At 67.7% G+C, this 24,673-nt stretch carries 22 protein-coding genes and 1 tRNA gene; 11 read left to right on the top strand and 12 right to left on the bottom strand.

What is annotated here, in order from left to right:
- Positions 1-119: 119 nt before the first annotated feature.
- A complete protein-coding gene (locus GLP40_RS07000; RefSeq protein ID WP_328289813.1) occupies positions 120-932 on the bottom strand; it encodes an SAM-dependent methyltransferase in 813 nt (270 codons plus the stop codon).
- Between the two features lie 173 nt (positions 933-1,105).
- Here GLP40_RS07000 and GLP40_RS06995 point away from each other — a divergent pair, with 173 nt between their 5' ends.
- On the top strand, positions 1,106-2,218 hold the full coding sequence (locus tag GLP40_RS06995) for a cytochrome P450 (RefSeq protein WP_230329319.1): 1,113 nt from the start codon (positions 1,106-1,108) through the stop codon (positions 2,216-2,218).
- 49 nt (positions 2,219-2,267) lie between these two features.
- Here GLP40_RS06995 and GLP40_RS06990 read toward each other — a convergent pair whose 3' ends face one another.
- Positions 2,268-3,083, bottom strand: coding sequence for a class I SAM-dependent methyltransferase (locus GLP40_RS06990; protein WP_154787022.1), 816 nt, complete (start codon positions 3,081-3,083; stop codon positions 2,268-2,270).
- A 123-nt stretch (positions 3,084-3,206) separates the two neighbouring features.
- On the opposite strand from GLP40_RS06990, the gene GLP40_RS06985 reads away from it, so the two are divergent.
- Positions 3,207-3,842 (top strand): TetR/AcrR family transcriptional regulator, encoded by a 636-nt coding sequence (locus GLP40_RS06985; RefSeq protein ID WP_154787021.1) that lies wholly within the window; start codon positions 3,207-3,209, stop codon positions 3,840-3,842.
- 14 nt (positions 3,843-3,856) lie between these two features.
- The gene (locus GLP40_RS06980) at positions 3,857-5,266 is read left to right on the top strand and encodes a sensor histidine kinase (protein WP_328289812.1); all 1,410 of its coding nucleotides are present in this window, start codon (positions 3,857-3,859) and stop codon (positions 5,264-5,266) included.
- Here GLP40_RS06980 and GLP40_RS06975 read toward each other — a convergent pair.
- Complete coding sequence (locus tag GLP40_RS06975; protein WP_328289811.1) at positions 5,180-5,902, bottom strand: response regulator transcription factor; 723 nt, start codon at positions 5,900-5,902, stop codon at positions 5,180-5,182. The genes GLP40_RS06980 and GLP40_RS06975 overlap by 87 nt on opposite strands.
- An 84-nt stretch (positions 5,903-5,986) precedes the next feature.
- Here GLP40_RS06975 and GLP40_RS06970 point away from each other — a divergent pair, with 84 nt between their 5' ends.
- A complete protein-coding gene (locus tag GLP40_RS06970; protein WP_196054556.1) occupies positions 5,987-6,700 on the top strand; it encodes a phosphatase PAP2 family protein in 714 nt (237 codons plus the stop codon).
- 87 nt (positions 6,701-6,787) lie between these two features.
- Here the strand turns inward: GLP40_RS06970 and GLP40_RS06965 are convergent, their stop codons facing one another.
- The 3 genes from GLP40_RS06965 to GLP40_RS06955 form a co-directional block, all read right to left on the bottom strand.
- Positions 6,788-8,239, bottom strand: a complete 1,452-nt coding sequence (locus GLP40_RS06965; RefSeq protein WP_328289810.1) for an FtsW/RodA/SpoVE family cell cycle protein — start codon at positions 8,237-8,239, stop codon at positions 6,788-6,790.
- Positions 8,236-8,433, bottom strand: coding sequence for a hypothetical protein (locus GLP40_RS06960; protein WP_154787019.1), 198 nt, complete (start codon positions 8,431-8,433; stop codon positions 8,236-8,238). The genes GLP40_RS06965 and GLP40_RS06960 overlap by 4 nt, the downstream gene beginning before the upstream one ends.
- Before the next feature lie 198 nt (positions 8,434-8,631).
- Positions 8,632-9,633 (bottom strand): polysaccharide deacetylase family protein, encoded by a 1,002-nt coding sequence (locus tag GLP40_RS06955; protein ID WP_230329318.1) that lies wholly within the window; start codon positions 9,631-9,633, stop codon positions 8,632-8,634.
- A gap of 123 nt (positions 9,634-9,756) precedes the next feature.
- Between GLP40_RS06955 and GLP40_RS06950 the strand changes: the two genes are divergently transcribed.
- Positions 9,757-11,088, top strand: coding sequence for a putative glycoside hydrolase (locus GLP40_RS06950; RefSeq protein WP_154787018.1), 1,332 nt, complete (start codon positions 9,757-9,759; stop codon positions 11,086-11,088).
- Between the two features lie 208 nt (positions 11,089-11,296).
- Here the strand turns inward: GLP40_RS06950 and GLP40_RS06945 are convergent, their stop codons facing one another.
- Positions 11,297-11,656 carry an ArsR/SmtB family transcription factor gene (locus GLP40_RS06945; RefSeq protein WP_154787017.1) on the bottom strand — a complete coding sequence of 120 codons (360 nt, stop codon included), beginning with the start codon at positions 11,654-11,656 and terminating at the stop codon, positions 11,297-11,299.
- Positions 11,657-11,760: 104 nt separating this feature from the next.
- On the opposite strand from GLP40_RS06945, the gene GLP40_RS06940 reads away from it, so the two are divergent.
- Both GLP40_RS06940 and GLP40_RS06935 read left to right on the top strand, forming a co-directional pair.
- Positions 11,761-13,728 (top strand): heavy metal translocating P-type ATPase, encoded by a 1,968-nt coding sequence (locus tag GLP40_RS06940; RefSeq protein WP_328289884.1) that lies wholly within the window; start codon positions 11,761-11,763, stop codon positions 13,726-13,728.
- A 637-nt stretch (positions 13,729-14,365) separates the two neighbouring features.
- Positions 14,366-14,438 (top strand) — tRNA-Ala (locus GLP40_RS06935).
- A 236-nt stretch (positions 14,439-14,674) separates the two neighbouring features.
- Here GLP40_RS06935 and GLP40_RS06930 read toward each other — a convergent pair.
- On the bottom strand, positions 14,675-15,028 hold the full coding sequence (locus tag GLP40_RS06930; protein ID WP_328289809.1) for a subtilase-type protease inhibitor: 354 nt from the start codon (positions 15,026-15,028) through the stop codon (positions 14,675-14,677).
- A gap of 608 nt (positions 15,029-15,636) precedes the next feature.
- Here GLP40_RS06930 and GLP40_RS06925 point away from each other — a divergent pair.
- Positions 15,637-16,971 carry a magnesium transporter MgtE N-terminal domain-containing protein gene (locus GLP40_RS06925; protein ID WP_154787015.1) on the top strand — a complete coding sequence of 445 codons (1,335 nt, stop codon included), beginning with the start codon at positions 15,637-15,639 and terminating at the stop codon, positions 16,969-16,971.
- A gap of 116 nt (positions 16,972-17,087) precedes the next feature.
- Complete coding sequence (locus GLP40_RS06920; protein WP_328289808.1) at positions 17,088-18,683, top strand: NRAMP family divalent metal transporter; 1,596 nt, start codon at positions 17,088-17,090, stop codon at positions 18,681-18,683.
- Between the two features lie 308 nt (positions 18,684-18,991).
- On the opposite strand, the gene GLP40_RS06915 is transcribed toward GLP40_RS06920, so the two are convergent.
- Positions 18,992-19,372: a hypothetical protein gene (locus GLP40_RS06915; protein WP_154787014.1), complete on the bottom strand. Its 381-nt coding sequence runs from the start codon at positions 19,370-19,372 to the stop codon at positions 18,992-18,994.
- Between the two features lie 223 nt (positions 19,373-19,595).
- Here GLP40_RS06915 and GLP40_RS06910 point away from each other — a divergent pair, with 223 nt between their 5' ends.
- Positions 19,596-21,221 carry an FAD-dependent monooxygenase gene (locus GLP40_RS06910; RefSeq protein WP_154787013.1) on the top strand — a complete coding sequence of 542 codons (1,626 nt, stop codon included), beginning with the start codon at positions 19,596-19,598 and terminating at the stop codon, positions 21,219-21,221.
- Positions 21,222-21,708: 487 nt separating this feature from the next.
- A complete protein-coding gene (locus GLP40_RS06905; RefSeq protein WP_328289807.1) occupies positions 21,709-21,966 on the top strand; it encodes a DUF397 domain-containing protein in 258 nt (85 codons plus the stop codon).
- An 84-nt stretch (positions 21,967-22,050) separates the two neighbouring features.
- On the opposite strand, the gene GLP40_RS06900 is transcribed toward GLP40_RS06905, so the two are convergent.
- The 3 genes from GLP40_RS06900 to htpX all read right to left on the bottom strand — a co-directional run bounded on the left by GLP40_RS06900 (position 22,051) and on the right by htpX (position 24,671).
- A complete protein-coding gene (locus GLP40_RS06900) occupies positions 22,051-22,962 on the bottom strand; it encodes a helix-turn-helix domain-containing protein (RefSeq protein WP_328289806.1) in 912 nt (303 codons plus the stop codon).
- Between the two features lie 217 nt (positions 22,963-23,179).
- Positions 23,180-23,752: a PspA-associated protein PspAB gene (gene pspAB / locus GLP40_RS06895; RefSeq protein WP_154787011.1), complete on the bottom strand. Its 573-nt coding sequence runs from the start codon at positions 23,750-23,752 to the stop codon at positions 23,180-23,182.
- A gap of 7 nt (positions 23,753-23,759) precedes the next feature.
- Positions 23,760-24,671 (bottom strand): zinc metalloprotease HtpX, encoded by a 912-nt coding sequence (gene htpX, locus GLP40_RS06890; protein WP_154787010.1) that lies wholly within the window; start codon positions 24,669-24,671, stop codon positions 23,760-23,762.
- Between the last annotated feature and the right edge of the window lie 2 nt (positions 24,672-24,673).

Genomic DNA, 24,673 nt, shown 5'->3' with positions numbered 1-24,673 from the left:
GCGGACCCGCCGGGTGCTCCGAGCACATCGGTAGCCTCTGAGCGGGCCCGCGCCGTGGGCGGGTCGTGGACGAAAGGTCAACGGCCCGTTCGACATCCGATAGCAGGCGGGTTGCCCGATCAGGCAATGTGACCCACCGCGCCCAGCATGGACACCGCCTCGGGGCGCGGATGCGGACGGTACTCCTCGGGTCGCCAGAGGGTGACGGCGGTGATGCCGGGGGGAATCAGGGTGAAACCGTCGAAGAACTTGGCGAATTCGGCGCTGGAGCGCAATTGGAACGGCACGCCGCTGCGCACGTTGGCCTCGGCGGAGCGGGCCAGATCGTGTTCGTCCATGTAGTCGTTGGTGGCATGCGACATGACCAGGTAGCTGCCGGGAGCGAGCGCGTCGGTGAGTTGGCGGACCAGCTCGTAGGGCCGGTCATCGTCGGTCATGAAGTGCGCGACCGCCACCACCATGAGCGCGACCGGCCGGCTCAGATCGAGGGTGGAACGCAGGTCCGGGTGCGCGAGGATGTGCTGCGGGTCGCGTAGGTCGGCGTCGAGATACGCGGTCCTGCCCTCGGCGGAGCTGTTGAGCAGATCGCGGGCGTGCACCTGCACGATCGGATCGTTGTCGACGTAGACGATGCGCGATTCCGGGGCGATGCCCTGCGCGATCTCGTGCACATTGCCCGCGGTCGGCAGGCCCGAGCCGATATCCAGGAACTGCCGTATGCCCGCCTCGCCGGTCAGGTAGGCGGCGGCCCGACGCAGGAAGTTCCGATTCTCCACCGCGGACAGCTGCACGGTGGGGAAGGCCTCGGCTACCGCGTCGGCGGACTCGCGATCGGCGGGGAAGTTGTCCTTGCCGCCCAGCCAATAGTCGTACCGGCGGGCCGGATGCGGTTTGGTGGTGTCGACGCGCTCCGCCGCTGAATCCGAGTTCACAACGCTCCCAATCCTTTTCGGCTACTGTTTCACTATGTCAGCTCCAGTTGCGGATCGGTAGCGGTCAGGCCCGCCCCCCGCTCCGCGGCATTGCCGGAAGGTTCGTCATGCAGTTGCGCTATAGCCCGTTCGATTTCGATGTCCATGCCGATCCTTATCCTTACTATGCCAGGTTGCGTAGCGAGGCCCCGGTCTACCGGAACGACACCGATGACTTCTGGGCCTTCTCGCGCCACGCCGACGTGCTTGCCGCACTCCGCGATTCGGACCGTTTCTCCAGCGTGAACGGGCTGCGCATGGAACCGGCCTTCTGGGGACCGCAGGCCGAGCGGTTCTTCTCCTTCGTCGCCATGGACCCGCCCAAGCACACCCGGCTGCGCGGCCTGGTGGCGCGCGCGTTCACCGCGCACCGGGTGCAGTCGCTCCAGCCGCGGCTGCGTGAGATCGCGATCGGCCTGCTGGAACCGCTGCTGGAGCGCGGCAGTTTCGATCTCATGGCCGAGTTCGCCGGGCCGTTTCCGACCGAGGTGATCTCCGAGCTGGTGGGCGTGCCCGAGGAGGATCGGGAGATGCTGCGCAAGCTCGGCATGGAGATCATGTACACCGAGGAGGAGTCCACCGATCTGCGGCCCGAGGCCATGCAGGCCATCGGCGCGCTGGTGGGCTACTACACCGAGCTGACCATCGAGCGCAGCAAGTCCCGGCAGGAGGATCTGCTTTCCGGCCTGCTCGACGCCGCCGACGGCGACGACCGGCTCACCCCCGAGGAGATCGTCGGCGTCCTCATCCTGCTGGTCGGCGCGGGGATCGAGACCAGCATGCTCACCTTCGGCAATGCCTGGCACGCTGCCTGGCTGCATCCGGAGCAGCGCCGCCAGGCGCTCGACGGCCGCATCGACGACTGGATCGCCGAGGCCATGCGGTGGGACCCCGCCACTCAGACCCAGCTGCGCACCACCACCGAACCGGTCGAACTGCACGGTGTCACCATCCCCGCCGACGCCCGCATCCTGCTCATCACCGGATCGGCCAACCGCGATCCGGAGGTCTTCGCCGACCCGGACACCTTCGACCTGGGCCGCGACACCTCCGCCTCCCTGGTCTTCGGCAGTGGCCGCCACCACTGCCTCGGCTCCAACCTGGCGCTGCTGGAGCTGCGGACCGCGCTGCGGGAAATCGCCTCCCGCGTAGCAGATTTCGACGTCGACCCGGCGGGCCTCATGCGCATCCACGCCTCGAACAACCGTGGCTTCGCCAGCCTGCCCACCACGGTCGCGCTGCGCTGACCAGGTTCTCCGGGCACGGGGCCCCGGTGAATTCACCGGGGCCGCGAGCCTATGGCTCGAGAGTCCGGGCGATGCCTCGGATGGCGCGCAACCTGCCGTCGGCGAGCGCCTGGGTCAGGTTCGCGATCTTCTCCGGGAAGTTCGCGACGAAGGCCTGTAGCCCAACGGGATTCGGCGGTGCGGCCAGGACGGCCCGCATGATGGTGGTGGCCTGATCGGTGAGGTCGTCCCACCGGTCGATGGCGAAACCCGACCGCTCCAGTGCGATGCGCAGCTCGTCCGGGGTCACCAGGTGACTCTGGTCCGGCCGATCGGCCCACGGCAGCGGATAGTCGGGGGAACCGCCGGGGGCGGCGGTGATGTCCCAGATGGCAAGCAGACCACCGACTTTCAGTACCCGGTGCGCTTCGAGATACAGCCGGTACTTGTCGGCGATGTTCATCTGCACGTGCTGACTGAAGGCGACATCGAAGCTGTCGTCTGCGAAAGGCAGGTTCGTGACGTCGCCCTGCCGCACGGAGATCCGATCATCCAGTCCGACAATCCGATTGAGCCAGCGCGCCGTCTCGCAGTAGTCCTCGGTCAGATCGACCGCGGTCACCTGGCAGCCGTAGGTCTGCGCGACGTAGCGCGCGGTGCCGCCGATTCCGCTCCCGGCGTCGAGTACCCGGGTCGCCGGCGTGAGACCGGCGAGTTCCGCCAGCGCGCCCGTGGCTATCCGGCCCATGGTGTGGAAGTCCTCCACCAGCGCGAGATCGGCGAGCTGTAACCGGTCGAGATCGCGCCCGGCCGCGACCAGGGCCCTGCCGATGTCGACGCGGGAAGTGCCGGAGGAGTACGGGGTATCGATCGAAATGTTGCTCATATCAGCACTTTTCATTCGAAGGCCGGGTTGCGGACCGGAGAAGTTTCCATTGGTCACATCTACGAGTATGCTATTCCATGTGACCGGCGTCAACATTTTCGCCGAATATGCGATCCTGACGGCATGAGCTCAGCCGCCCCGGACCGCCGCCAGACCTATCACCACGGCGCACTCCGCGCGGCCCTGGTCGACGCGGGACTCGCGCTGGCCGCAGAGGGCGGGCCGGATCGCGTGGTCCTGCGCGAGGTCGCCCGTGCGGCGGGGGTGTCGCATTCGGCCGCCTACCGGCACTTCGCCGATCGCGAGGCGCTGCTCGCCGAGGTCTCGCGCCACGCCCGGGCCGAACTCGCCGCCGACATGCGCCGCCGCATCGACCGCACCGACGATCCGCGCGGCCGGCTGCATGCGGTCGGCACCGCGTACATTGATTTCGCGTTGACCCGGACCGGGCTGTTCCGCACGGCGTTCGGCGCCCACTCGGCCGTGGGCACCCAGGCGGACAAGCCCTTCGATGACCCGCATCGCATCCTCGGCCAGGTCCTCGACGAGGCCGAGGATGCCGGACTGCTGGATCCGGAACTGCGACCGGGGGCCGACATCGCGGCCTGGTCGGCGGTCCACGGACTGGCCGGTCTGCTGCTCGACGGATCGCTTCCCACCACCCGTGACGACATAGACTTCGCGGTGGAGCGGGTGCTCGGGCTGGTCAATCGCGGACTGCTGAACCGCGAGGCCCGAACGGGTCCGGTGCGCCGGTGACCCATGATGGGGGTGTGCGTCGAATCCGGGAATGGTCGCGGCCCTCGCGCTGGGGTCTGCGGATCCGGTCGGCCATCGCGTCCGCGCTGACCGTGGGCGCGGTATTGCTGATCGCGGCGGCGGCGATGCTCGGACTGTTGAATCGGTCGCTGCTGCGCGAGATCGATACGGCGGCGACCACCCGTGCCGAGGCCATCGCCAGTGATCTCGCCCGGAATTCGGTCGCGGAGCTGCCCGATTCCCTGTTCGAGGTCACCGGGCAGATCGGGGTGGTACAGGTTGTCGATGCGCAGGGGCGGATCGTGCGAGAGTCGAATACGAAGCTGTCGACACCGCTGCTGGATCCGGGCACCCTGGGCGAGCGGGAGACCGCGCGGCGTCCGGTCACGGCATACGACGAGGATTTGCGGGTCTCCGGTCGCACCGTGTCCGCACGGGATGGTCGGTACATCGTGCTGGTCGCCGGCGACGGCGAATCCGCCGAGCATGCGGTGAAGCGGGTCGCGGTGCTGGTCGCGGTGGGCGGGCCCATCGTGGTCGCGGCGGCCGCGCTGGCCACCTATTTGCTGGTGGGACGGTCGCTGCGCTCCGTGGAGGAGATTCGCAGCCGGGTGGCGGGCATCGGCGCGGCCGGGCTGTCCGAGCGTGTGCCGGTGCCGGTGGCGCGCGACGAGATCGCCCGGCTCGCCGAGACCATGAACGACATGCTGGCCCGCATCGAGGCCGGGCACGCGGCGCAGCGGCGGTTCGTCGGCGACGCCTCCCACGAACTGCGCAGTCCGTTGGCGGCGGTCACGGCAGCGCTGGAGCTCGCCCGCGACCGGCCGGAGACGCTGGACGCCGAATTGATCGACGGCACACTGCTTCCCGAGACCGAACGCATGCGCCACCTCATCGAGGACCTGCTGACCCTGGCGGCCGCCGATGAGAGCGGACTCGAGGTGCGCACCGGCGATGTGGATCTCGACGATCTGGCCGGAGCGCAGGCGGCGGCGCTGCGGGCTCGGGGCGGATACACGGTGCGGACCGCCATCGAACCCGTGCGGATCCAGGGTGACCAGCCCAAACTGGCTCGGGCACTGCGCAATATCGTCGACAATGCCGCCGCGCACGCTCGGTCCACGGTGGCGGTGACGGTTCTGCGTGACGGTGACATCGCCCGTGTGCTCGTCGACGATGATGGGCCAGGCATTCCGGCCGCCGACCGCGAGCGTGTTTTCGGCCGGTTCGTGCGGCTGGACGCCGACCGCGCCCGCGCCACCGGCGGATCCGGGCTCGGCCTGGCCATCGTCGCGGAAATCGTGGCCGCGCACGGCGGCTCGGTCACGATCGGTGAATCACCTTGGGGCGGTGCGCGATTCGTCATCGACCTGCCCGTCGCCGGCCCGGTCGGGGTCGACCATCCGGTAGCCGACACCCCGTAGCGTCTCGATGCTGGCGCTGCCGAACGGCGCGTCGATCTTCTTGCGCAGGTAGCCGATGTACACCTCGACCACATTCTCCGGGCCGTCGTAGTGGGCGTCCCATACATTGCGCAGGATCTCGATCTTGGTCAGCGCCAAGCCCTTGTGCCGCAACAGGAATTCCAGGAGCCCGAACTCGCGCGGGGTCAGGGTGAGGTCGGTGTCGCCGCGTCGCACCGTCCGCCGTGCGGGGTCCAGCACCAGGTCGCCCGCCGACAGCACGGACGGCTGCTGCGGGACCCGGCGGCGCAGCAGCGCGCGCAACCGGGCGATGAGCACCACGAAGGAGAAGGGCTTGGTCAGGTAGTCGTCGGCGCCGAGGTCGAGCGCGTCGGCCTGCTCGTAGTCGCCGTCCTTGGCGGTCAGCATGAGAACCGGGGTGGTCACGTCGCGCGCGCGCAACCGGCGCAGCACCTCGTAGCCGCTCAGGCCCGGCAGCATGATGTCGAGCACGATCACGTCGAAGCTGTCCTCGGTCGCCGCCCACAGCCCGTCGGTCCCGGTGTGAGCGAGCTGCACCACGAATCCCTCGAGCTCGAGTCCACGCTGAATCGTCCGCGCCAGCCGCTCCTCGTCCTCGACCACCAGCACCCGCACGGCACCAGCATGCCCGACCCTGCGGTACGGCCCGGGACCGGGCTCTCAACGTGCTCTCAGCGACACCGTGGCAATCTCGGTGACATGCTGTCCACACCATCCGCACAGAAGGAAGCACCCACGGCGAAACCCCCGGCCAGGCTCCACGACCACACGCTCACCGGCATGCTCGTCGCGCTGGCGCTGGCGGTGGCCATCGTCGTCATCACCTGCGCGGTGGTCTGGTGCAGCGGTCCGGCCGGACCGGATTCGACCTGGTTGCAGTGGTTCATCGACCAGCGCACCAGCACTTGGACCACGCTCGCCAAGGCGGTCAGCACGGCCGGGGACACCACCTCGGTGGCGATCTATTCGATCCTCGGCTGCGTCCTGCTGGCGTGGCGCAAGTATTGGGAACAAGCGGTCCTCATCGCCGTGGCGGCCGCCGGTGCGGGACTGCTCGTCTTCGTCGGCAAACTCCTCATCGGCCGCGATCGGCCCCCGGTGATCGACCACTTGGTCACCGAGACCAATCACTCCTACCCGTCCGGTCACGCGCTGGGTTCAACGGTCGCGGTCGGCATTCTGGTGGCCGTCGTCCTGCCCACCCTGTCCAGGCGCGTCACCCGCGTTCTGGTGATCAGCCTGGCGGCCCTGTTCGTCGTGGCGGTCGGCCTGTCCCGCCTCTACCTCGGCGTGCACTGGCCGACCGACGTCCTGGCCGGGTGGCTCATCGGCGCATGCTGGCTCACCCTCTGCCTGACTCTGCGGTCGCACACGCGCCGGATCACCGAGCGCATCCCCGTCGCGCTCCGCTGATCTCGAAAGCTAGTGGGGGAGGAGGATTCCGGCGGACCAATTCGCGGATGCGCCGCGATTCGCAGGTGGCACGGACCGCGATGCGGGTCAGTGACGGCGCGGCAGCCGGCGGCGGGACACGTGTTCGGTCATGGCGTCCGCGATCGGCGGGACCACCGGCGTGGGCCGGGTGGGTGGCGGCGGGGCCGAGCGAGCGTCGGCGGAGATGCGGATGAGCAACGCCAGAATGATGTAGTTGGCCAGCAGCGAGGAACCGCCGTAGGACATGAACGGCGTGGTGAGACCGGTCAGCGGAATCAGTTTGGTGACACCGCCGACGACCACGAACAACTGCCAGCCGATCGAGAACGCCAGCCCGCCGCCGAGCAGCTTGCCGAAGGCGTCGCGGGTGGTGAGGGCGGCGCTGAAACCCCGGATACACAGGATGAGGAACAGCGCCAGCACCGCGGCCAGGCCGATCAGCCCCAGCTCCTCGCCGATGGTGGAGATGATGAAGTCGGTCCCGGCGAACGGCACGTCCTGCGGCCGCCCGCTGCCCAGCCCGGTCCCGGCCAGCCCGCCGGTGCCCATGCCGAACAGGCCCTGCGAGATCTGGTATCCGGTCGTGTAATACGTGGCGAACGGGTCCCGCCACACTTGCACGCGCACCCGTACGTGCCCGAACAGCTGATAGGCGATGATCGCGCCGACCGAGAACATGGCCAGGCCGACGATCAGCCACGACGCCCGCCCGGTGGCGATGTACATCATGGCCAGCACCGTGCCGAAGACCAGCAGCGAGAAGCCCAGGTTCTTCTCGTACACCAGCACCAGCACCGCGACGAAGGTGACCAGCAGCAGCGGGGCCAGATCCCGCAGGCGCGGGAAGGTCATGCCCAGGAAGCGTTTTCCCGCGATGGTGAACAGGTCCCGGTTGGCGACCAGGAAGGCGGCCACGAAGATGATGATCAGCACCTTGGCGAACTCACCGGGCTGAATCGAGAACCCGCTGATCAGGATCCAGCTCTTGCCGCCGTTGACCTCGCTGAACCGCGAGGGCAGCAGGGCCGGAATGAGCAGGGCGACCACCCCGGCCAGCCCGCAGGTGTAGCCGTAGCGCGCGGGTTTGGTGTGGTCGGGTACGAAGACCAGCACCAGCACGAACAACAGCATGCCCAGGGCGGTCCAGATGAGCTGATGCGCCGAGTCCGAGGACGGGATGGGCTCGCCCGCGTTCTTCGCCTTCATCGCCTCGGCACGGTCCAGTCGGTCGATGAGCACCAGGCCGAGGCCGTTCAGCAGCACCACGCACGGCAGCAGCACCGGATCGGCGGCGGGGGCCCAGCGGCGCACGGCCAGGTGGGTGACCAGGACGAAGACGGTGAAAACGCCGAGAGCGCGCACACTCTGGCCGTCGAAGCCATTGGCGGTGGCCGAGGTCATGGCCAGGTACGCGAAGGCGATGAGGGCCAGTGCGGCCACGCACAGTAGCAACTCGGCATTGCGCGGAACACGCCCTCTCGACTTCGCCGGGGGAGGGCTGTGCCGAAATGCGCTCACACCGAACAGTATCGCGTGCGGTAGCGGATCAGGAGCCAAAGCCGAAGGGCTTCGGCTGATGGGCACACGGCGGCCGGCACTCGCTGCGGCAGCAGGGCGTCCTCGACGTGGCGGGCCCGGCGTACGTGGAAGACGATCACCACCGTGACACGCACCCCCGCGGCCGCATCATCGAGCCGAATCAGGTCCTGCACCGTTTCATGATCACCACCGTGCCGAGCATTCGAGGTCATGATGAATCTCGATCATGTTGGGTGCCGGGAAGTCGTCGTCGCGGCGGGGGTGGTCATGGTGGCGGCCGCCGGCGCGAGTCAGCGCGGCGCATCACCCGTGGCCGGCACCGTATCCGACGCACACGACGACCGGCCGCCTCGGCTGCTGAGCGGGACCGATCAGTAGGGCTGAGCGGCAGGGGACCAGCGGGGGGCCAGCTGGTCGGTGAGGGGGCGGGGGAAGGAGAGGCGGGTGGGGTCGCCATCGGAGGTGTAACGGGCGGCGGGGTGGGCGGCGAGCCAGTCGAGCCAGTAGGTGGAGTCGAAGGGAACCGGGTCGCGGCCGGAGCGGACTCGGGGGATCGCCATGGGATCGAAGGTGGTGACGGGCGAGGGGGCGGGGTTGGCGCCTACGAGGAGCACGGCTTCGAAGGTGTAGGGGGTGCCGTCCCAGGCGCCGGAGGCGGCCAGCGCGTGGTCCGTCGGATAGACGCCGAGGGGGAGGGCCATGGAGTGGATGGGGGCGTCGGGGGCGGCGGTGGTGATGGCGCGCACGTTCTGGACCAGTTCGCGCTGGACGTCGGTGGGGGAGAGGTGCGCGAGGTTGGGGTGGGTCGCGGTGTGAGCGCCGATGTCGTAGCCGTGGCGGATTAGCCACGGCAGGGCGCGAGGGTCGTCACCGAAGGGGTCGTTATTGACGTAGAAGGTGGCGGTGGCGGCGAAATCCGGGTGGCGGGAATGGAATTGCTCGAGCAGGCCGACCGCGCACTCGGGTGTGGGGTCGCCGGAATCGGTGAGGGTCAGCTGGGTGCGGGTGGAGTCGTCGAAGGTGAGGACCACCGGGTGGGTGCCCGCGGGTAGGTCGATCACGCCGGAGAGGTACCGGGCGACGGTGATCGGGCGGTAGCCGTCGGTGTAGAGGCGCTCCAGTTCGGAGGTGAATCTCATTGGCGTCTGGTCGTATTCGCTGCCGGGATCGGCTTCGATGCGGTGGTACATGAGAATCGGGATCTGGCCCAGCTCATTGGCGGCTACCGCGGCCGGATCCGGAGGCTCGGTGGTCGGTGGCGATGCCGACGCGGCCGGCGGACGTGGCACGGTGGCGGTGGTTGCTCCGCATGCGGTGGCGGTAACGCACAGCAGCGCCGCCGCGACCATCCGCAGCGTCGTCGACGCCTTCATTGCCGCAACGCTACGCGGCGACAACGGTTTTGAGGGGATCTCGCCGAAAAACGGCCGACGCCTCCGCGCAGGCGCGATAGTGATGCCAACAGCTGTCAGTGGAAGTTGGTGTGTACGTTGCTCATGCGACTCCGGTCGATCCGCCGCAGGCGGTCCGCCCTGCTCGCGGTCGGCGCGGTGCTGGTGTTGGGGCTCACCGCGGTGGTGTTCGTTTTCGGCCGCAGCCGCCCCTCGGCCGCCAATGCCGAAACACAGCCGCCCCGCCTGGAACTGGTCCCGCCGGCCGCCGCGACCTCCTACCGGGATCCGGTGATGGTGCGCGGCAGGGCGATCGGCGCCGAGCAGGTGACCATCGGCGACCGGACGGCGCGGCCCGCCAAGGACGGCTCCTTCGAGATCCAGCTACCGCACGCACCCGTCGACACCACCGTCGTGGCCATCGGTGCGGCGGGCGAGAAGGCCACCACCCCACTGCAAGTGGGGGTGGCGCTCCCGCGCATCCGCGCCGTCCACGTCACCGCCTACGCCTGGGCCTACGACCCCATGCGCGAGGCAGTCCTGGATATGGCCCGCGAGGGTCGCATCGACACCGTCCAACTCGATATCAAGGACGAGGACGGCATGGTCGGCTACGACTCGCAGGTGCCGCTCGCCCGTGAATCCGGCGCCGCCAGCACGATTTACGATGCCGCGACCGCGCTGAAGCAGCTGCACGACATGGGCATCAAGGTGGTCGGCCGCATCGTCGCCTTCCGCGATCCCACCCTGGCCTCCTGGGCCTGGCACAACGGCCACCCCGACTGGGTGATCCAGAACTCATCCGGCCAGCCGTACTCCAGCGGCTACGGAGCGATCGCCTTCACCAACTTCGCCAGCCCCGAAATTCGCTCCTATAACCGGGATCTCGCGATCGAGGCCGCCCGACTCGGTTTCGACGGTGTCATGTACGACTACATCCGCCGCCCCGACGGCAACCTCGCGGGCATGCAGTTCCCCGGCCTCACCGAATCGCCCTCCGATTCCATCGCCACCTTCCTGCGCGACTGCCGCGATCCCGTACACGAGGCCGGAGCCTCCCTGAGCGCCGCCGTCTTCGGCATCGCCGCCACCCGCCCCGACGAGATCGCCCAGGACATCCCGTCCATGGCGCGCTACACCGATTTCCTGGCCCCGATGCTCTACCCGAGCCATTGGCACTCCGGCGAATACGATGTCGCCAACCCGAACGCCCAGCCGTACGACATCATCTTCCGCTCGCTACAGGACTTCCGGGCGCGCACGGCGGGCACCAACACCCAGATCATCCCGTGGCTGCAGGACTTCAGCCTCGGCGTGGCGTACGGGGACGCGGAGGTGAAGGCGCAGATCGACGCCACCTACGCGGCCGGATACAACGGCTTCTTCCTCTGGAGTCCCACCGTCAGCTACCACTCCGGCGCTCTCGCTCCGAACTGACCGCCGAGCGGTTCCGGGACGGCTCCGCGGCTCACGGGGTGAATCGGACCGGCACCGATCGCCTTCGCTTCCGCGTACACCGCGGATGCCGGATCGCCCTGCCTCGCAGCGTTTCTCGTCATCGTGGCTCTCGCGGTCGCGTAAGCGGCATCGGCTGTTGCGGGGAAGGCATTTCCGCGCTGATTCGAGACGCCCGGGCACGTCTCGGTCAGGCGGTGGTCGGACGGTCGGCGAGACCCAGACGAAGGTGTTCGCTGTGGTAGATGGCTTCGTCGAGCAGCTGGGCAACGTGGTTGTCGTACAGGCTGTAGACGATGCTGCGGCCCGTCCGAGTGCCGACGACGAGCCCGAGATTGCGCAGCAGCCGCAACTGGTGCGAGACCGCCGACTGCTCCATGCCGATCGACGAGGCCAGTTCGGTGACGGGGAGCGGACCCTGCCGCAGCTCGCTGAGGATCAGTAGCCGGCTGGGGGTGGCCAGCGCCTGCAGGGTGGTGGCGACATGGGCGGCGGCCTCGGCGTCCAGCCGTGCCGTCGGCCGATCGCGGCCCTCGACGCCATGTCCCATGACACAGGAGGGTACCTCGAGGAATTTCATACACATGAAGACGTCTTCATATGTTCTGGTATCGTCACGACGGTCAATGATCGTGATGGAGGTGGTCTGTGGTCGTGGCGACCCCGGTGCAGATTTCCGCACAGCCGGAGGCGGCGGTGCGCCGGACGCGGTTGTTCGCGCTGCCCGAGATGCGATGGGCCGCACTGGCGGTCGCGCTGTTCCTGCTCGGGCTGGCCGCGCAACTGGCCGGTGCGCCCGCCTGGTTGTGGTGGGGGCTGTATCTGGCCTGCTACGCCGCGGGCGGGTGGGAGCCGGGTTCGGTCGGATTCCGGGCCCTGCGCGAGAAGACCCTCGACGTCGATCTGCTCATGGTGGTGGCGGCCCTCGGTGCGGCGGCCATCGGGCAGATCACCGACGGCGCGCTGCTGATCGTCATCTTCGCGACCTCCGGGGCCCTGGAGGCGCTGGCCACCGCACGCACCGAGGATTCGGTGCGCGGCCTGCTCGACCTCGCGCCCGAGACCGCGACCCGGCTCACGGCCGGCGGCGAGGAGACCGTGCGCGCCGCTGACCTGAGCGTCGGCGATGTGGTCCTGGTCCGCCCCGGCGAGCGAATCGCCGCCGACGCCACGGTGATCGACGGCGGCAGTGAGGTGGGTCAGGCCACGATTACCGGCGAGCCGCTGCCCGTCGACAAGACCGCCGGCGACGAGGTATTCGCCGGAACCCTGAACGGCACCGGGGCCCTGCGGATCCGGGTGGACCGCCGCGCCGAGGATTCGGTGGTGGCGCGCATCGCCATGCTGGTCGAGCAGGCCGGGCGGACCAAGGCGCGCACGCAGCTGTTCATCGAGAAGGTGGAGCAGCGCTATTCGATCGGCATGGTCGCGGTCACCCTCGCCGTGTTCGCGACTCCGCTCGCCTTCGGCGACTCGCTGCAGCGGGCGTTGTTGCGCGCCATGACCTTCATGATCGTCGCCTCCCCGTGCGCGGTGGTGCTGGCCACCATGCCGCCGCTGCTGGCCGCCATCGCCAATGCCGGACGGCACGGCGTGCTGGTCAAGTCGGCGGTGGTGATGGAGCGGCTGGGCGCGACCACCCGGGTCGCCTTCGACAAGACAGGCACTCTGACCCGGGGCATGCCGCATGTCGACGAAATCCGCAGTGTCGATCTGGATTTCAGTGAAGCGGAGGTACTGCGGCTGGCCGCGGCCGTCGAGGTCGACAGCGAGCACCCGCTCGCGGCGGCCATCGTGCGCGCGGCGCGAGCTGACGGGCAGCAGCTCCCTACCGCCGAGGGATTCGTCGCTGAACCCGGCAGCGGTGTCAGTGCCTGGATCGGCGGATGCCGCATCGCGGCCGGCTCGCCGGCGGCGATGCTCGGCGCCGGCAATGAGGCGGTGGAGCGGTGCGCTCGCACGGTGACGAATACGTTGCAGGAGAAGGGTTTCACGGCGGTCGTGGTGACCTCTGAGGGGCGTCCGATCGGTGTGCTCGCCCTCACCGATCAACGTCGTCCGGAGGCGGCCGTAGCCGTTGAGCACACCACCCGGGTCACCGGTTCCACCCCGGTCCTGCTGACCGGCGATAACCAGCCCGCCGCCGCGCGCCTCGCTGCCGCCGTCGGCCTCCATGACGTCCGCGGCGGCCTCCTCCCGGATCAGAAGGTCGCCGCCGTCACCGAACTCCGATCGGAGGGTCACCGCGTGGCCGTGGTCGGCGACGGCATCAACGACGCTCCCGCACTGGCCGCCGCCGACACTGGAATCGCCATGGGCGGAGCCGGTTCCGGCCTCACCCTCCACGCCGCCGACGCCATTGTGGTCCGCGACGACCTCACCGCAGTCCCCACGGTCATCGCCCTGTCCCGCCGTGCCCGCCGCGTCGTGGTGGCGAATCTGGTGATCGCCGCGACCTTCATTGCGGTCCTGGTGATCTGGGACCTGGCCGGCACTCTGCCCCTGCCGCTGGGTGTCGCCGGTCATGAGGGCTCCACCGTGATCGTCGGCCTCAATGGCCTGCGCCTGCTGCGTCGTGCGGTCTGGCGGCGGTCAGCGCCAGAATTGCCAGGTGCGGCGTGAATCCCGTTCTCGGGGTATCGGACAAGGCTCGGGGAGATTGTCCGAGGGGTTGAGGTCAGCGGCGGGGTGATGGCCCGGGGAGGTCCAGGCGGGTGTGGAGTCAGGGCCAGGCGCCGGTGAGGACGTCGGCAAGATCGGCCGGGGGCGAGGGCAGACCGCGCGCATGAGGGTGGACGGGGCATTTCCCATTGGCGGGCGCAGGCGGTCACCACGGTGGGAGTCCGTCAGGGGTGAGGGCGAGGACAGGGCGGGACGGCGTCGCGGGTCACCGCGGTGATCGCCGCGGTGGCGACGGTTTGCTGCGAGGTGCAGAAGGTCAAGTTCCGCCGGCTGTTCCGCGGCAGAGAGCCCGTAGCAGGCAAGTGCGTCCGTGCCGTCCTCGGCGATGGCCGGCCACGCCCGGCCAGTGTCACCAGCCCACTGAGCGCATCGGTGAGAATCCGCGCCAGGGCCGGAACCGACCACCTCTCCCGTGCCCGCCTTACCCGCCGAAAACCCCGGATGACAACGAATCACCGCCCACCCTACGGGCGCGCGCCCACCCTCCGCCCGCCATTGTTTCCAGCAGATTTGCCTCCAAGGGGGGCCCATGGTGTACCTTCTCCCAGTCGCCAGGGAAACCCAGCGACGACCATCCGGGGCTATGGCGCAGCTGGTAGCGCACCACACTGGCAGTGTGGGGGTCAGGGGTTCGAGTCCCCTTAGCTCCACCCCCCGACGTGCCACCGGACCGCAACCGAGTGGTTCCTCGGTGAATAGTCGGCGAATCGATGGCCGACGGGTCACCTGGCAGCGTTTCTCGAGCGGGTCGGCATCGAGGTAGGAGCAGTACCGGCGGTCCACGACGCTCCCGGTCAGCTCCGAATCCGGATGCGCTACAGCAGCGATCCGACCCGGGACTCGTTCGGCCCGCTAGAGGCGGCGAAGGTTTCGGCTTCTGTCGGCTTCAGAACGCGAACACGTACTTACTGCCGTTCTTTTCCATGCAGCTGTTCGCGAAGGTGCGGCGATAAGACACCGGCGCACCGTTCCACACACCGTCAGCGGCGACGATCACCGGCTGGTAGAGATTCTGACAGAACCGCATGGGTGCACCCCGCAGCCGACCGAAGTCCCCACCCGCCGCAGAGAGTTCGTCGCAGGCCTGGCTTGCTTGCGGATGGGTGCCGAGCGCTGTCGGCGAACAGATCAACAGCACGGTCCGTTGATTCGTGACCGCGTCCAGCGACGTGCCGTCGCCCACGGTCAACGTCAGTGCGGACGGCCCTGCGCCATCATCCGCGCGCACCTGCGCTGGCACTGTCGACACCACAGCAAGGGCTGCTACCGCTGCGACTCCCGCACCGATCATTCGAACACCAAGGGGCATAACCGGATACCTCCACGCTCGTCGACTCTTGCTATGCCGATCGTGCAACCGCAGCGAGGTGTTTCAGGTCGACGCCTAGAGAGACAGGGGCTATCCGTGGCTCCGGATGACCAGCAGCGAGAACACCACGCCACCGAACACCAGGAAGACACTGCCGATGATGCCGAGGACCAAGCCGATCATGACTTGGTGTCGACCGCCGAAAATGCCGCCGGCAGCATCGATCTCCCGGAGGGCTCGCACGCCGAACACCCGAGCGAAGGGTGCGCACGCCCCGCGGCAGAGCACCCCCAGCACCCCCAGTATCAGCACCGTCGAGGCGTGCGGGTGCTCTTGCGGGCCGCTGATGATGGGATAATTGCCTGTTATCCGGGGTTATCTGAGAGATTGCACAGGTGCGGCCCGCGCACTGTGACGTGGGCGTTTCGTTCGTCTGCCCGATGCCCGTTGTTGGGTCATCCTTTTTGTAATAGCACCGGCCGCGGTGCAAGGTGTGGCCGTGGCCGCCGGTTTGCGGGGACACCGAGCCAGGAGGGCATATGAGTACAACCGCACCGAATTCGTCACCGGAGCCGGTGGCGACCGTTCATCTGTCGCGGTTGCTGAAGGCTCCCGTCGTCGCCGGGTCCGGCGAGTCCATCGGCCGCGTGGACGATCTGATCGTGCGTTTGCCCGGCGGGGATGCCTATCCCCCGGTCACCGGTGTGGTCGTGGGTGTGGGTGGGCGCGACGTGTTCGTCTCCGCAGAGAACATCCGCGAATTCGGCGGGGAGCGAGTCGTGTTGTCGGTCAACAAGGTCGATCTGCGCTCGTTCGAGCGGCGCGAGGGTGAGGTGTTGTTGAAGGCCGATATTCTCGGGCACCGGCTCATCGACGTGGCGGCAGCGGAGCTGGTGCGCGCCTATGACGTCGAGCTCGATCGGACCGGCGAGGGCTGGGTGCTGGCGCGGCTGGACACGCGCCCGCCGGCACGGTTGTTCGGGCTGGTGAAGTCCTCGGGCGGGCACGCATCGCGGGATTGGAAGGCGTTCGAGCCGTTGGTCGGTCACGGTCAGTCCTCGGCCGTGCGTGGAATCAGCGTCCGATTGCGAGGGCTCAAGCCCGCACAGATCGCCGACCTGCTCGAGGAGGCCGACAAGCATGAGCGGGGTGAGATCCTCGATCAGGTGCACGGTGATCCGGAGCTCGAGGCCGACGTGTTCGAGGAGCTGGACTCCGATCAGTCCAGCCGGTTGCTCAACGACATGCCCGACGGTGAGGTCGCGGCCCTGCTGGGCCGTATGCGCGCCGACGACGCGGCGGACTCGATCATGGAACTACGGCAGTCGCGCCGACGTCGGGTGCTGGATCTGATGCCGGCCGGGCAACGGACCAAGGTCGTCACGCTGATGGGCTTCAATCCCGACAGCGCTGGCGGATTGATGAATGTCGACTTCGTTGCGTGTCCGCTGGATTCGACGGCTGAGCAGGCACTGTCGATGATCGCGGGCGCGCAGGTGTTGCAGCCGGAGGCGTTGCTGAAAGTGCACGTGCTCGACACCGGGCAGCTGGTGGGCGTCGCATCGGTGATTGCTCTGTTGCAGGCGGAGCCGGCGACTGCGGTCGCCGATCTCATGGACGCGGACCCGGTGCGGGTGGCCCCCGACGCCGACCTCACCGACATTGCGCTGCTGATGGCCGACTACAACCTTTATGCGGTGCCGGTCGTCGACGAGGAGGACCGGGTGCTCGGCGTGGTCACCGTGGACGATGTGCTCGAGGACATCATTCCCGAGGACTGGCGCCGGCGTGAGCCCGCGCCGCGGCCGGTGCGGGAATCCGCGCCCACCGCGAAGAACAGCGGCGAGAACCGGGATGATGCGGGACAGCTGTGACGAATACCGACGAAAATTACCCCGCCCCGGCCAGACCGGAAGTGCGGGGGGAGGCGAATGCGCCACGCGCGCAATCGCGAGCGAATCCGCCAACCGCGGCGAGTCGGCAGTCGGCGGTGCTGGATTCGGCGCACCTCGGCGACATCGAGGGCGCGCTCGGCAAGATCAAGCTCACCGATACCGACCATCCGCGCACGTTCAAGACCCGCATGCTGACGCTGCTGGCCATCATCGGACCGGGCTTGATCGTGATGGTCGGCGACAACGACGCCGGCGGTGTGGCGACCTACGCCCAGGCCGGGCAGAACTATGGTTACAGCCTGCTGTGGGTGTTGCTGCTGCTGATTCCTGTGCTGATCGTGAATCAGGAGATGGTGGTCCGGCTCGGCGCGGTGACCGGTGTCGGGCACGCTCGGCTGATCAATGAGCGCTTCGGTCGCGGGTGGGGCTGGTTCTCTGTCGGTGATCTGTTCGTTCTGAACTTTCTCACCATTGTCACCGAGTTCATCGGTGTCAGCCTGGCGGCGGAGTACTTCGGGATCTCCAAGTACATCGTGGTGCCCACCGCGGCGGTGGCGCTGGTGGCCATCATGGCTTCCGGGAGTTTCCAGCGGTGGGAGCGGGCGATGTTCGCATTCATCGCGGTCACCCTGCTGCAGATCCCGATGCTGCTCATGGCGCATCCCGACTGGGGCCGCGCGGCAGGCAGTTTCGTGGTTCCCGGTGTGTCGGGTGGTTTCACCTCGGATGCGGTGCTGCTGATCATCGCCATGGTCGGCACCACCGTCGCGCCCTGGCAGCTGTTCTTCCAGCAGTCCAACATCGTCGACAAGCGCATCACGCCGCGGTTCATCGGCTACGAGCGCGCCGACACCACGCTAGGCGCGTTCGTGGTGGTGATCGGGGCGACGGCGCTGGTGATGACGGCCGACTATGCTGCGCGGGTCACCGGCTCGGTGGGCAAGTTCACCGACGCCGGCGATGTCGCGCACCTGCTCGGGCAGGCGCACCACGTCCTCGGGCCGGTCTTCGCGATCGTACTGCTCGACGCGTCCATCATCGGCGCGGCGGCGGTCACACTGTCGACCAGTTACGCCTTCGGTGACGTATTCGGTATCAAGCACTCGCTGCATCGCGGGTTTCGCGATGCCAAGCAGTTCTATCTGTCCTATATCGCCATGGTGGTGGTCGCCGCGGTCATCGTGTTGATTCCGGGTGCGCCGCTGGGTTTGATCACCACTGCGGTGCAGGCGCTGGCCGGGTTGTTGCTGCCCAGCGCGAGTGTGTTTCTGCTGTTGTTGTGTAACGACCCGCAGGTTCTGGGGCCGTGGGTGAACCGCGCCTGGCTCAATATCGTGGCCGGGGTCATCGTCGGGGTGCTGCTGCTGCTGTCCGGGATCCTCATGGCCACCACCTTGTTCCCGGATCTGGACGTGGTGTCGACCTCGGAGTACCTCGCGGCGGGCATCGCGGTGCTCACCGTACTGACGCTGGTGGCGCTACGCCTGCTGCAACATCGCTCGCCTGCTCCACCGCCGGTGGCGAAGATCGACGAATCCGAGAAGGACACCTGGCGCATGCCGCCACTGGCCCTGCTCGAGCCCGTGACTTGGTCCGCCGGAACCAAACTCGGCATGCTCGCACTGCGCGGCTACCTCGTGATCGGCGCGATTCTGCTGGTGGTCAAGGCCATTCAGCTCGGGCGTGGCTGAACGGACAGCTACCCGACGGAACCGCTGGTCATCCCCGGATCGGAACCCCGTCGTAGCGAGTCTCTCGGCTCCGGCACACCCTGCGTCCCTGTTCGTATTTGATCTTGCCGCCTCGCGAAGAGGTGCACTCATGTGCGGTGACCGTCGAAGGTCGCGCTTGCGCGGGCACTGCGAGCGTCGGCAGCGCCGGGGTCAGTGCCACAGCGGTGAGCAGGGCGAACAGTGCACGAGTAGCGGTCAAGTCCGGCCTCCGGTAACCGAGTGCGGGTGTTCGGGCTCGAGATCTCAGTGTGTGACCAGGGATGACCTTAGCCCCGCCATCGGGGGCGTGTCCGGTGGGCGCGCCGCCGCTGGCGGGTTCCCCGGGTTATCCGGTGATGGACTGGAAGATCTCCACGCCGACCAGGATCACAGCGAGCAGCAGGTAGCCGCGCAGAGGCGAGCATGCCCGCCATGCGCCCGGTGGAGAACGTCGGCCGTTCCAGGGTCTCGCGCGCGGGGGTGCGCCAGGTGCCGCGGTCGGACTGACGGATGGCCTTGCGCTCGGCGGATGTCAGCGAGGTGGCGTCGAGTTCTTCGACCTGGTCGGGCTCGAGGTTGCCGAGTTCGGCTGCGGTGTACTCGGTTTCGCGCCGCTTGCCGCGCCAGGAAATCAGCATGCTCAGGCCGACGAGAGTAGGCCCGGCCATCAGTCTTCGCGTTCTCAGCGAACGGAAACTGGCCGGCGCATGGTGCCCAGATTCGAACAAATGACCGAACTGTTTGGAGGGCGGTGTGCTGCCGTGTTCGGGCTGCGGCGGTCGCTGCCGGGCGAGTGAGAGGTTCGGCGGGAACCTTCGAAAACACGCCTCTGGGAAGCGGCGGATGTACCGTAGTTGTAGGGTTCGATTCGCTTGCGAGAGAGACATTCTCATGACTGATGCGGCGAACACGTCAGTTCTGATCGTCGGCGCCGGTGGGGCTGGTTTATCGCTGTCGCTGCTGCTCGAGCAGCACGGCGTGTCCTCGATACTGGTCGAGCGGCGGGTTGATGTGTCCTGGTTGCCCCGGGCGCGAAATCTCAATTTCCGTACGTTGGAGGTTTTTCGGGGCCTCGGGCTGGAGAAAGAGGTGCTGGCGGCGGGCACGCATGTATCCCGCACCGTCCGCAAGGACAGCCTGGCCGCGTCCGGGCATCAGGACTTCCCGTCCATCGAGGACATCCTGCGGGTCACCGACCATCCCGAGGCGCTCAGTCCCGAGCCGATGTTCTGGTACTGCCCGCAAAGCGTGACCGAGCCGCTGCTGGGTGCGGCGGCCCGCGAACGCGGATGCGATATCCGCTACGGGCTCGAACTCGTGTCCTTCACGCAGGATTCGGCGGGTGTGACCGCCACGGTGAGCGATCGTGCCACCGGAGCGCAGACGGTTCTGCGGGCCGACTATCTGGTGGCCGCCGACGGCGCGCACAGCCACGTGCGCGAGCAACTCGGCGTGCCCGTGGCGGGAAAGGGCGTGCTCGAGGAGCACTACATCTTCGTCTACTTCCGTGCCCCCTGGGCAGACGTGGTTCGCGGCTACGAATCCGACGCCGTGCTCATCGACCGGCCGGGCGTTCGCGGGTTCTTCCTGATCACCGACCCCGACCGCGGCATGTTCCTGATCCAGCAGGATTTCGAGCAGGAGTACACGCCCGAACACTGCCGCGAATTGATCCTGGACGGCATTGGCGTCCCGGACCTTCCGGTCGAGGTCGTCGAGATCGCGCACTGGCGGCCGGCCCAGCAAGTAGCCGAGCGGTTCCGCGTCGGGAGGGTTTTCCTGGCTGGGGATGCGGCACACACCATGCCGCCGAAACTGGGCATGGGCGTGAACACCGCCATCGCGGGCGTGCACAATCTGGCCTGGAAACTGGCCGCGGTCCTGCACAAGCAGGCGGGCGACGCGCTCCTGGACACCTATGAGGTCGAGCGTCATCCCATCGCCGCTCTGATCTCCCGGCAGTCGCTGGTCGGCCCGGCCGCCACGTTGATCACCGGGGGCGAGGACGATGCCCTGCTCCCCGCCGAGGAGCGCGTGTCGATGTTCTCGTTGATCATCGGCAACCGCTATCGTTCCCGCGCCGTCCTGTCCGAACCGCCCGCACACCCCGCGCCGGATGGCGTCGAGCTCCTGAACGGACCCGAGGATCTCACCGGTGTCCCGGGCACCCGCATCCCGCACGGCGGCTTGGCGCGCAACGGCGAGTCCATCTCGCCGTTGGACCTCTTCGACGGCCAATTCGTACTGCTGACCGGCCCGGAGGGCGCGCCGTGGACCAATGCCGCACCCGAAGCGGCGGCCGCCACGGGGGTGCGCGTGGCCGCCTACCGCCTAGGCCCCGACGCGGACCTGCGCGATCCGGACGGAAAGTGGTGGGCGGCAACGGGTCTGCCCGCCGACGGCGTCCTCCTCGCCCGCCCCGACGGCATCGTCGCCTGGCGTACTGACGCCCTTCCCGCCGACCCCACCTCGGTCCTGACAGCGACCCTCACCGCCATCCTGGCCCGCGATAGCTGATACGTGGTCCTGCTCTGCCAAGTGACAGATGAAAGCGGCGCCCGGCAATTGTGGTTGCCGGGACTGCTGTCATGTGCCGTCGGGCGGGTCTGCCCCGGGGCGTGTCGTGGGTTGGCGACGGCGTGGTCAGACTGATACGCGCGGGTTGGCTACCGCAAAACGACTGTTCGAACCGGGTTACTTCACGGGTGCGATCGAACCTCGACGTTCTCAACGACGACGACCCGAAGTGTGCCGATGGTGGGATCAGGCAGGCGATGACACGCACGCTCTGAGGCTATGGCCAGATGGTAACCAGGTAGTGGCCCGTCTGTAGCTGGTGCCCGTACCTGCGATCCGTGCGCCGCGGTTTTTTGTCGGTGGGTCGCCGTAGAGTTGCGTTCATGAGCATTTCGATGTGTCGGTGCGCAGGCCCGGACGAATTCAGTTGCGCGGCCGATGGTTCGGATAGCACTGTGTTCATCGTAAACGATTCACGAGAAGGGTCATGGGGAGTGACCCTCCGGGGGAAGGAATGAATGCCATGAACTGCAACATGATTCGCGGAGACCATCGCGGCCCGAGGTTCGCCAAGAGCAGTTTCAGTTACGGTGGCGGCGATTGCGTCGAGGTCGCGTACCACGAAGGCCGGATCGCATTGCGTGATTCCAAGGATCGGCACAGCCCGATACTGTGGTTCACGAAATCTGAGTGGCGAGCGTTCATGTCAGGTGTGCGGGCCGGCGAATTCGATTTCGGCGACTGATGGGTAGGTGGTGTCGCAGCGAATTCGCTGCGACACCACCACCCCCACATGCGGCCGACCCCTCGTACGGCCGCTGGAAAATGGTCAATTGGTTGCGATGCGGTGGATTTCGTCCCGGAGTTGGGCGAGGAATACGCGGGCATCGGTGTCGAACACGGCCATTCGAGTCAAAGCCACCCAGCGCCGGCGATGGGCGTCGACGAGTTCGGGGCCGCGAGTGACCATGCTTCCCGGGATCGGTTCCGCGGAGGCGAGCGCGTGGTCCTCGTTCTCGTAGATGACGAAACCGTGCGGGATCGTGGTGCTCGCCTCGATATCCTGGGGAATCACCCCGATGATGACCGTATCGAGGGTCTCGATGGAGATGATCCGGTCCAGTTGGGCGAGGAGCATGCGATGCGGGCCGGGCCGAAAGCGCAGGGCCGCTTCGGTAATCAGGAATTCGAAGCGCTTCGCGGGGTCGTACAGCACACGCTGGCGATCCAGGCGCGCGGCGAGCGCGGCGGCCAGAGCGTCGGGCGTATAGGGCGGATCGAAAGTGGCGAACACCCGGCGGGCGTAGTCGGCGGTCTGGAGCAGACCCGGCACCAGTGCGGGCTGGAAGTTCCGCACCACGTGCGCGTCCTCCTCGAATGCCCGTACGTCGTCCTGCAAATGCGCGCGATCCGCGAGCGAGGCCGCCCAGTCGCGCACCTCGGGTGCGTGCGCCGCTTCAGTGAGAGCGCGTAATGAATGCTGAGAATCCTGTTCTGCCCCAACCGCTTTGGCCCAGTCGAGCACCTGCGGTAGCGGGGGAACGACGTGGCCTGCTTCGATCCGAGACAACGTCGACTGGCTGATTCCGACTCGTTTGGCCAACTCCCGCCCGGAGATTCCGGCCATGTCCCGCAACCGGCGCAGCTCCGCACCCAGCTGCTGACGCGGGTGCGACTGGCGCGCAACAGGGTTCACGGCGGTTGCCGCCGCCGCAGTCGCGCCCTCTGCCGGTTGATTCACTGGAACCATGATGATTCAGATCGAATCATCTTGATTCATCCGAGTCAAGACTCGGCCGGTCAAAACGTGAATCACGCGCTCACCCTCCGGCGCCCGGACAGCTGGCCGGCCCATGCGCCATTGCCGGATCTGACCTGACGAGAGGTCTATCCAGCCACCCTGGATCTGTACGGCCACCTGTTCTCGGATGATCTGGACACGATGGCGGCGGCGAGCGTCATGGCACCGGGGCGTTCCAGAGCGGGAACCAGCGCTCGAGTTCGGTTTCGATCGGCAGTTCACTGGAAAGCGCTGCACGAGTCTGTAATTCGAGATTGTTGTCGCGGCGTTGCGGCCCGGTGGGCGCGAACGGATAGAAGGTGCCGCGTTTGAACAGGTACACCAGTCCGAGCCGTCCCGGTGAGCCGTCGCGGGTGAAGCCGATGACGGTGCACAGCAGGCCGGAGCCGAATCCGTTGTCGGACAGGGTGGTATTGATCGCATGCAAGGCGGTGACGAGTGCGGCCGGGTCGGGGTCCTGCTGCCGGCAGGTGATCCAGGTGAATCCGAACTCGTCGGTCGTCACGTCGGTCGTCATCGTCGTGTCGAGGTGCAGCAGTCCGAGGATCTCGTCCTCGGACTGCCGTGCCCCGGCCCCTTCGGCTTGTTTGAAGCTGACCGCCCCGGCTCCGGTGGGGCGCAGGTCCAGGGCGGCCTGCAGGGTGAGGGCCGCGGCGGGAATCGTGAACAGGACATCGAGATTCGGCGGCACAGGTTTGGTGCGGCCCAGCAGGATATCGAGGAACCCCATCGCGTGCTCAGCTTTCCTTGCCGAGTTCGTTGGCCAGTTCCGCGAGCTGGTTCAGGCGCTGCTCCAGGCTCGGGTGGGTGGACAGCAGCAGCGACAGGCTCGCTCCCGCGCCGAACGCCGGCGCGAAGAAGAACGCGTTGAACGGCTGCTCGGTGCGCAGGTCCCGGCTGGGGATACGCGAGATATCGCCGCTGATCTTCGTCAGGGCCGATGCCAGTTCAGAGGGCCGCCCGGTGAGGATGGCTCCCGCCCGGTCGGCGGCCAGCTCCCGGTAGCGCGACAGCGCCCGGATCAGCAGGAAACTCACCGCGTACACGGTTGCGGAGACCGCCATCACGGCGAGGATCAGCAGGAACAGCTGGTCGCCGTTGCGGCGATCGCGGCCGCCGCCGAACATGGTCGAGTACAAGGTGAAGCGTGCCACGAGTCCGGCGAGGACGCCCAGGAACGAGGCGGTGGTCATGACCACTACGTCGCGGTGGGCGATGTGCGAAAGCTCATGGGAGAGCACGCCGTCGAGCTCGTCGGCGTCGAGGCGTTCGAGCAGCCCGGTGGTGACGGCGATGACCGCGCGGCGTTGACTGCGGCCGGTGGCGAACGCGTTGGGCATGCCCAGGTCGGCGATGGCCACCTGCGGTTTGGGCATGTTCGCGGTGGCGCACAAGCGGTCGATGATGCCGTGCAACTGCGGCGCTTCCTCGGGGGTGACGATGCGGGCGCGCATGGCGTACAAGGCGATCCGGTCGGAAAACCAGAACTGCGCGAACAGCAGCGCGGCCACGACCAGCACGATGGCGACCAGTGACTTGATCAGCGCCACCAGGACCGCGATGAACACCACATAGACCAGCCCGAGCAGGAAAATGGTCAACAGCATGCGGGCCGTGAGCTGATGGTCCGGCCGGAACCGGGTACGCATGA

This window comes from Nocardia aurantiaca (genome assembly GCF_009708175.1).
GTDB classification, from domain to species: domain Bacteria; phylum Actinomycetota; class Actinomycetes; order Mycobacteriales; family Mycobacteriaceae; genus Nocardia; species Nocardia aurantiaca.
Note: the sequence above shows the minus strand (reverse complement) of the source record. Positions and strands in the feature narration are given on the sequence as shown.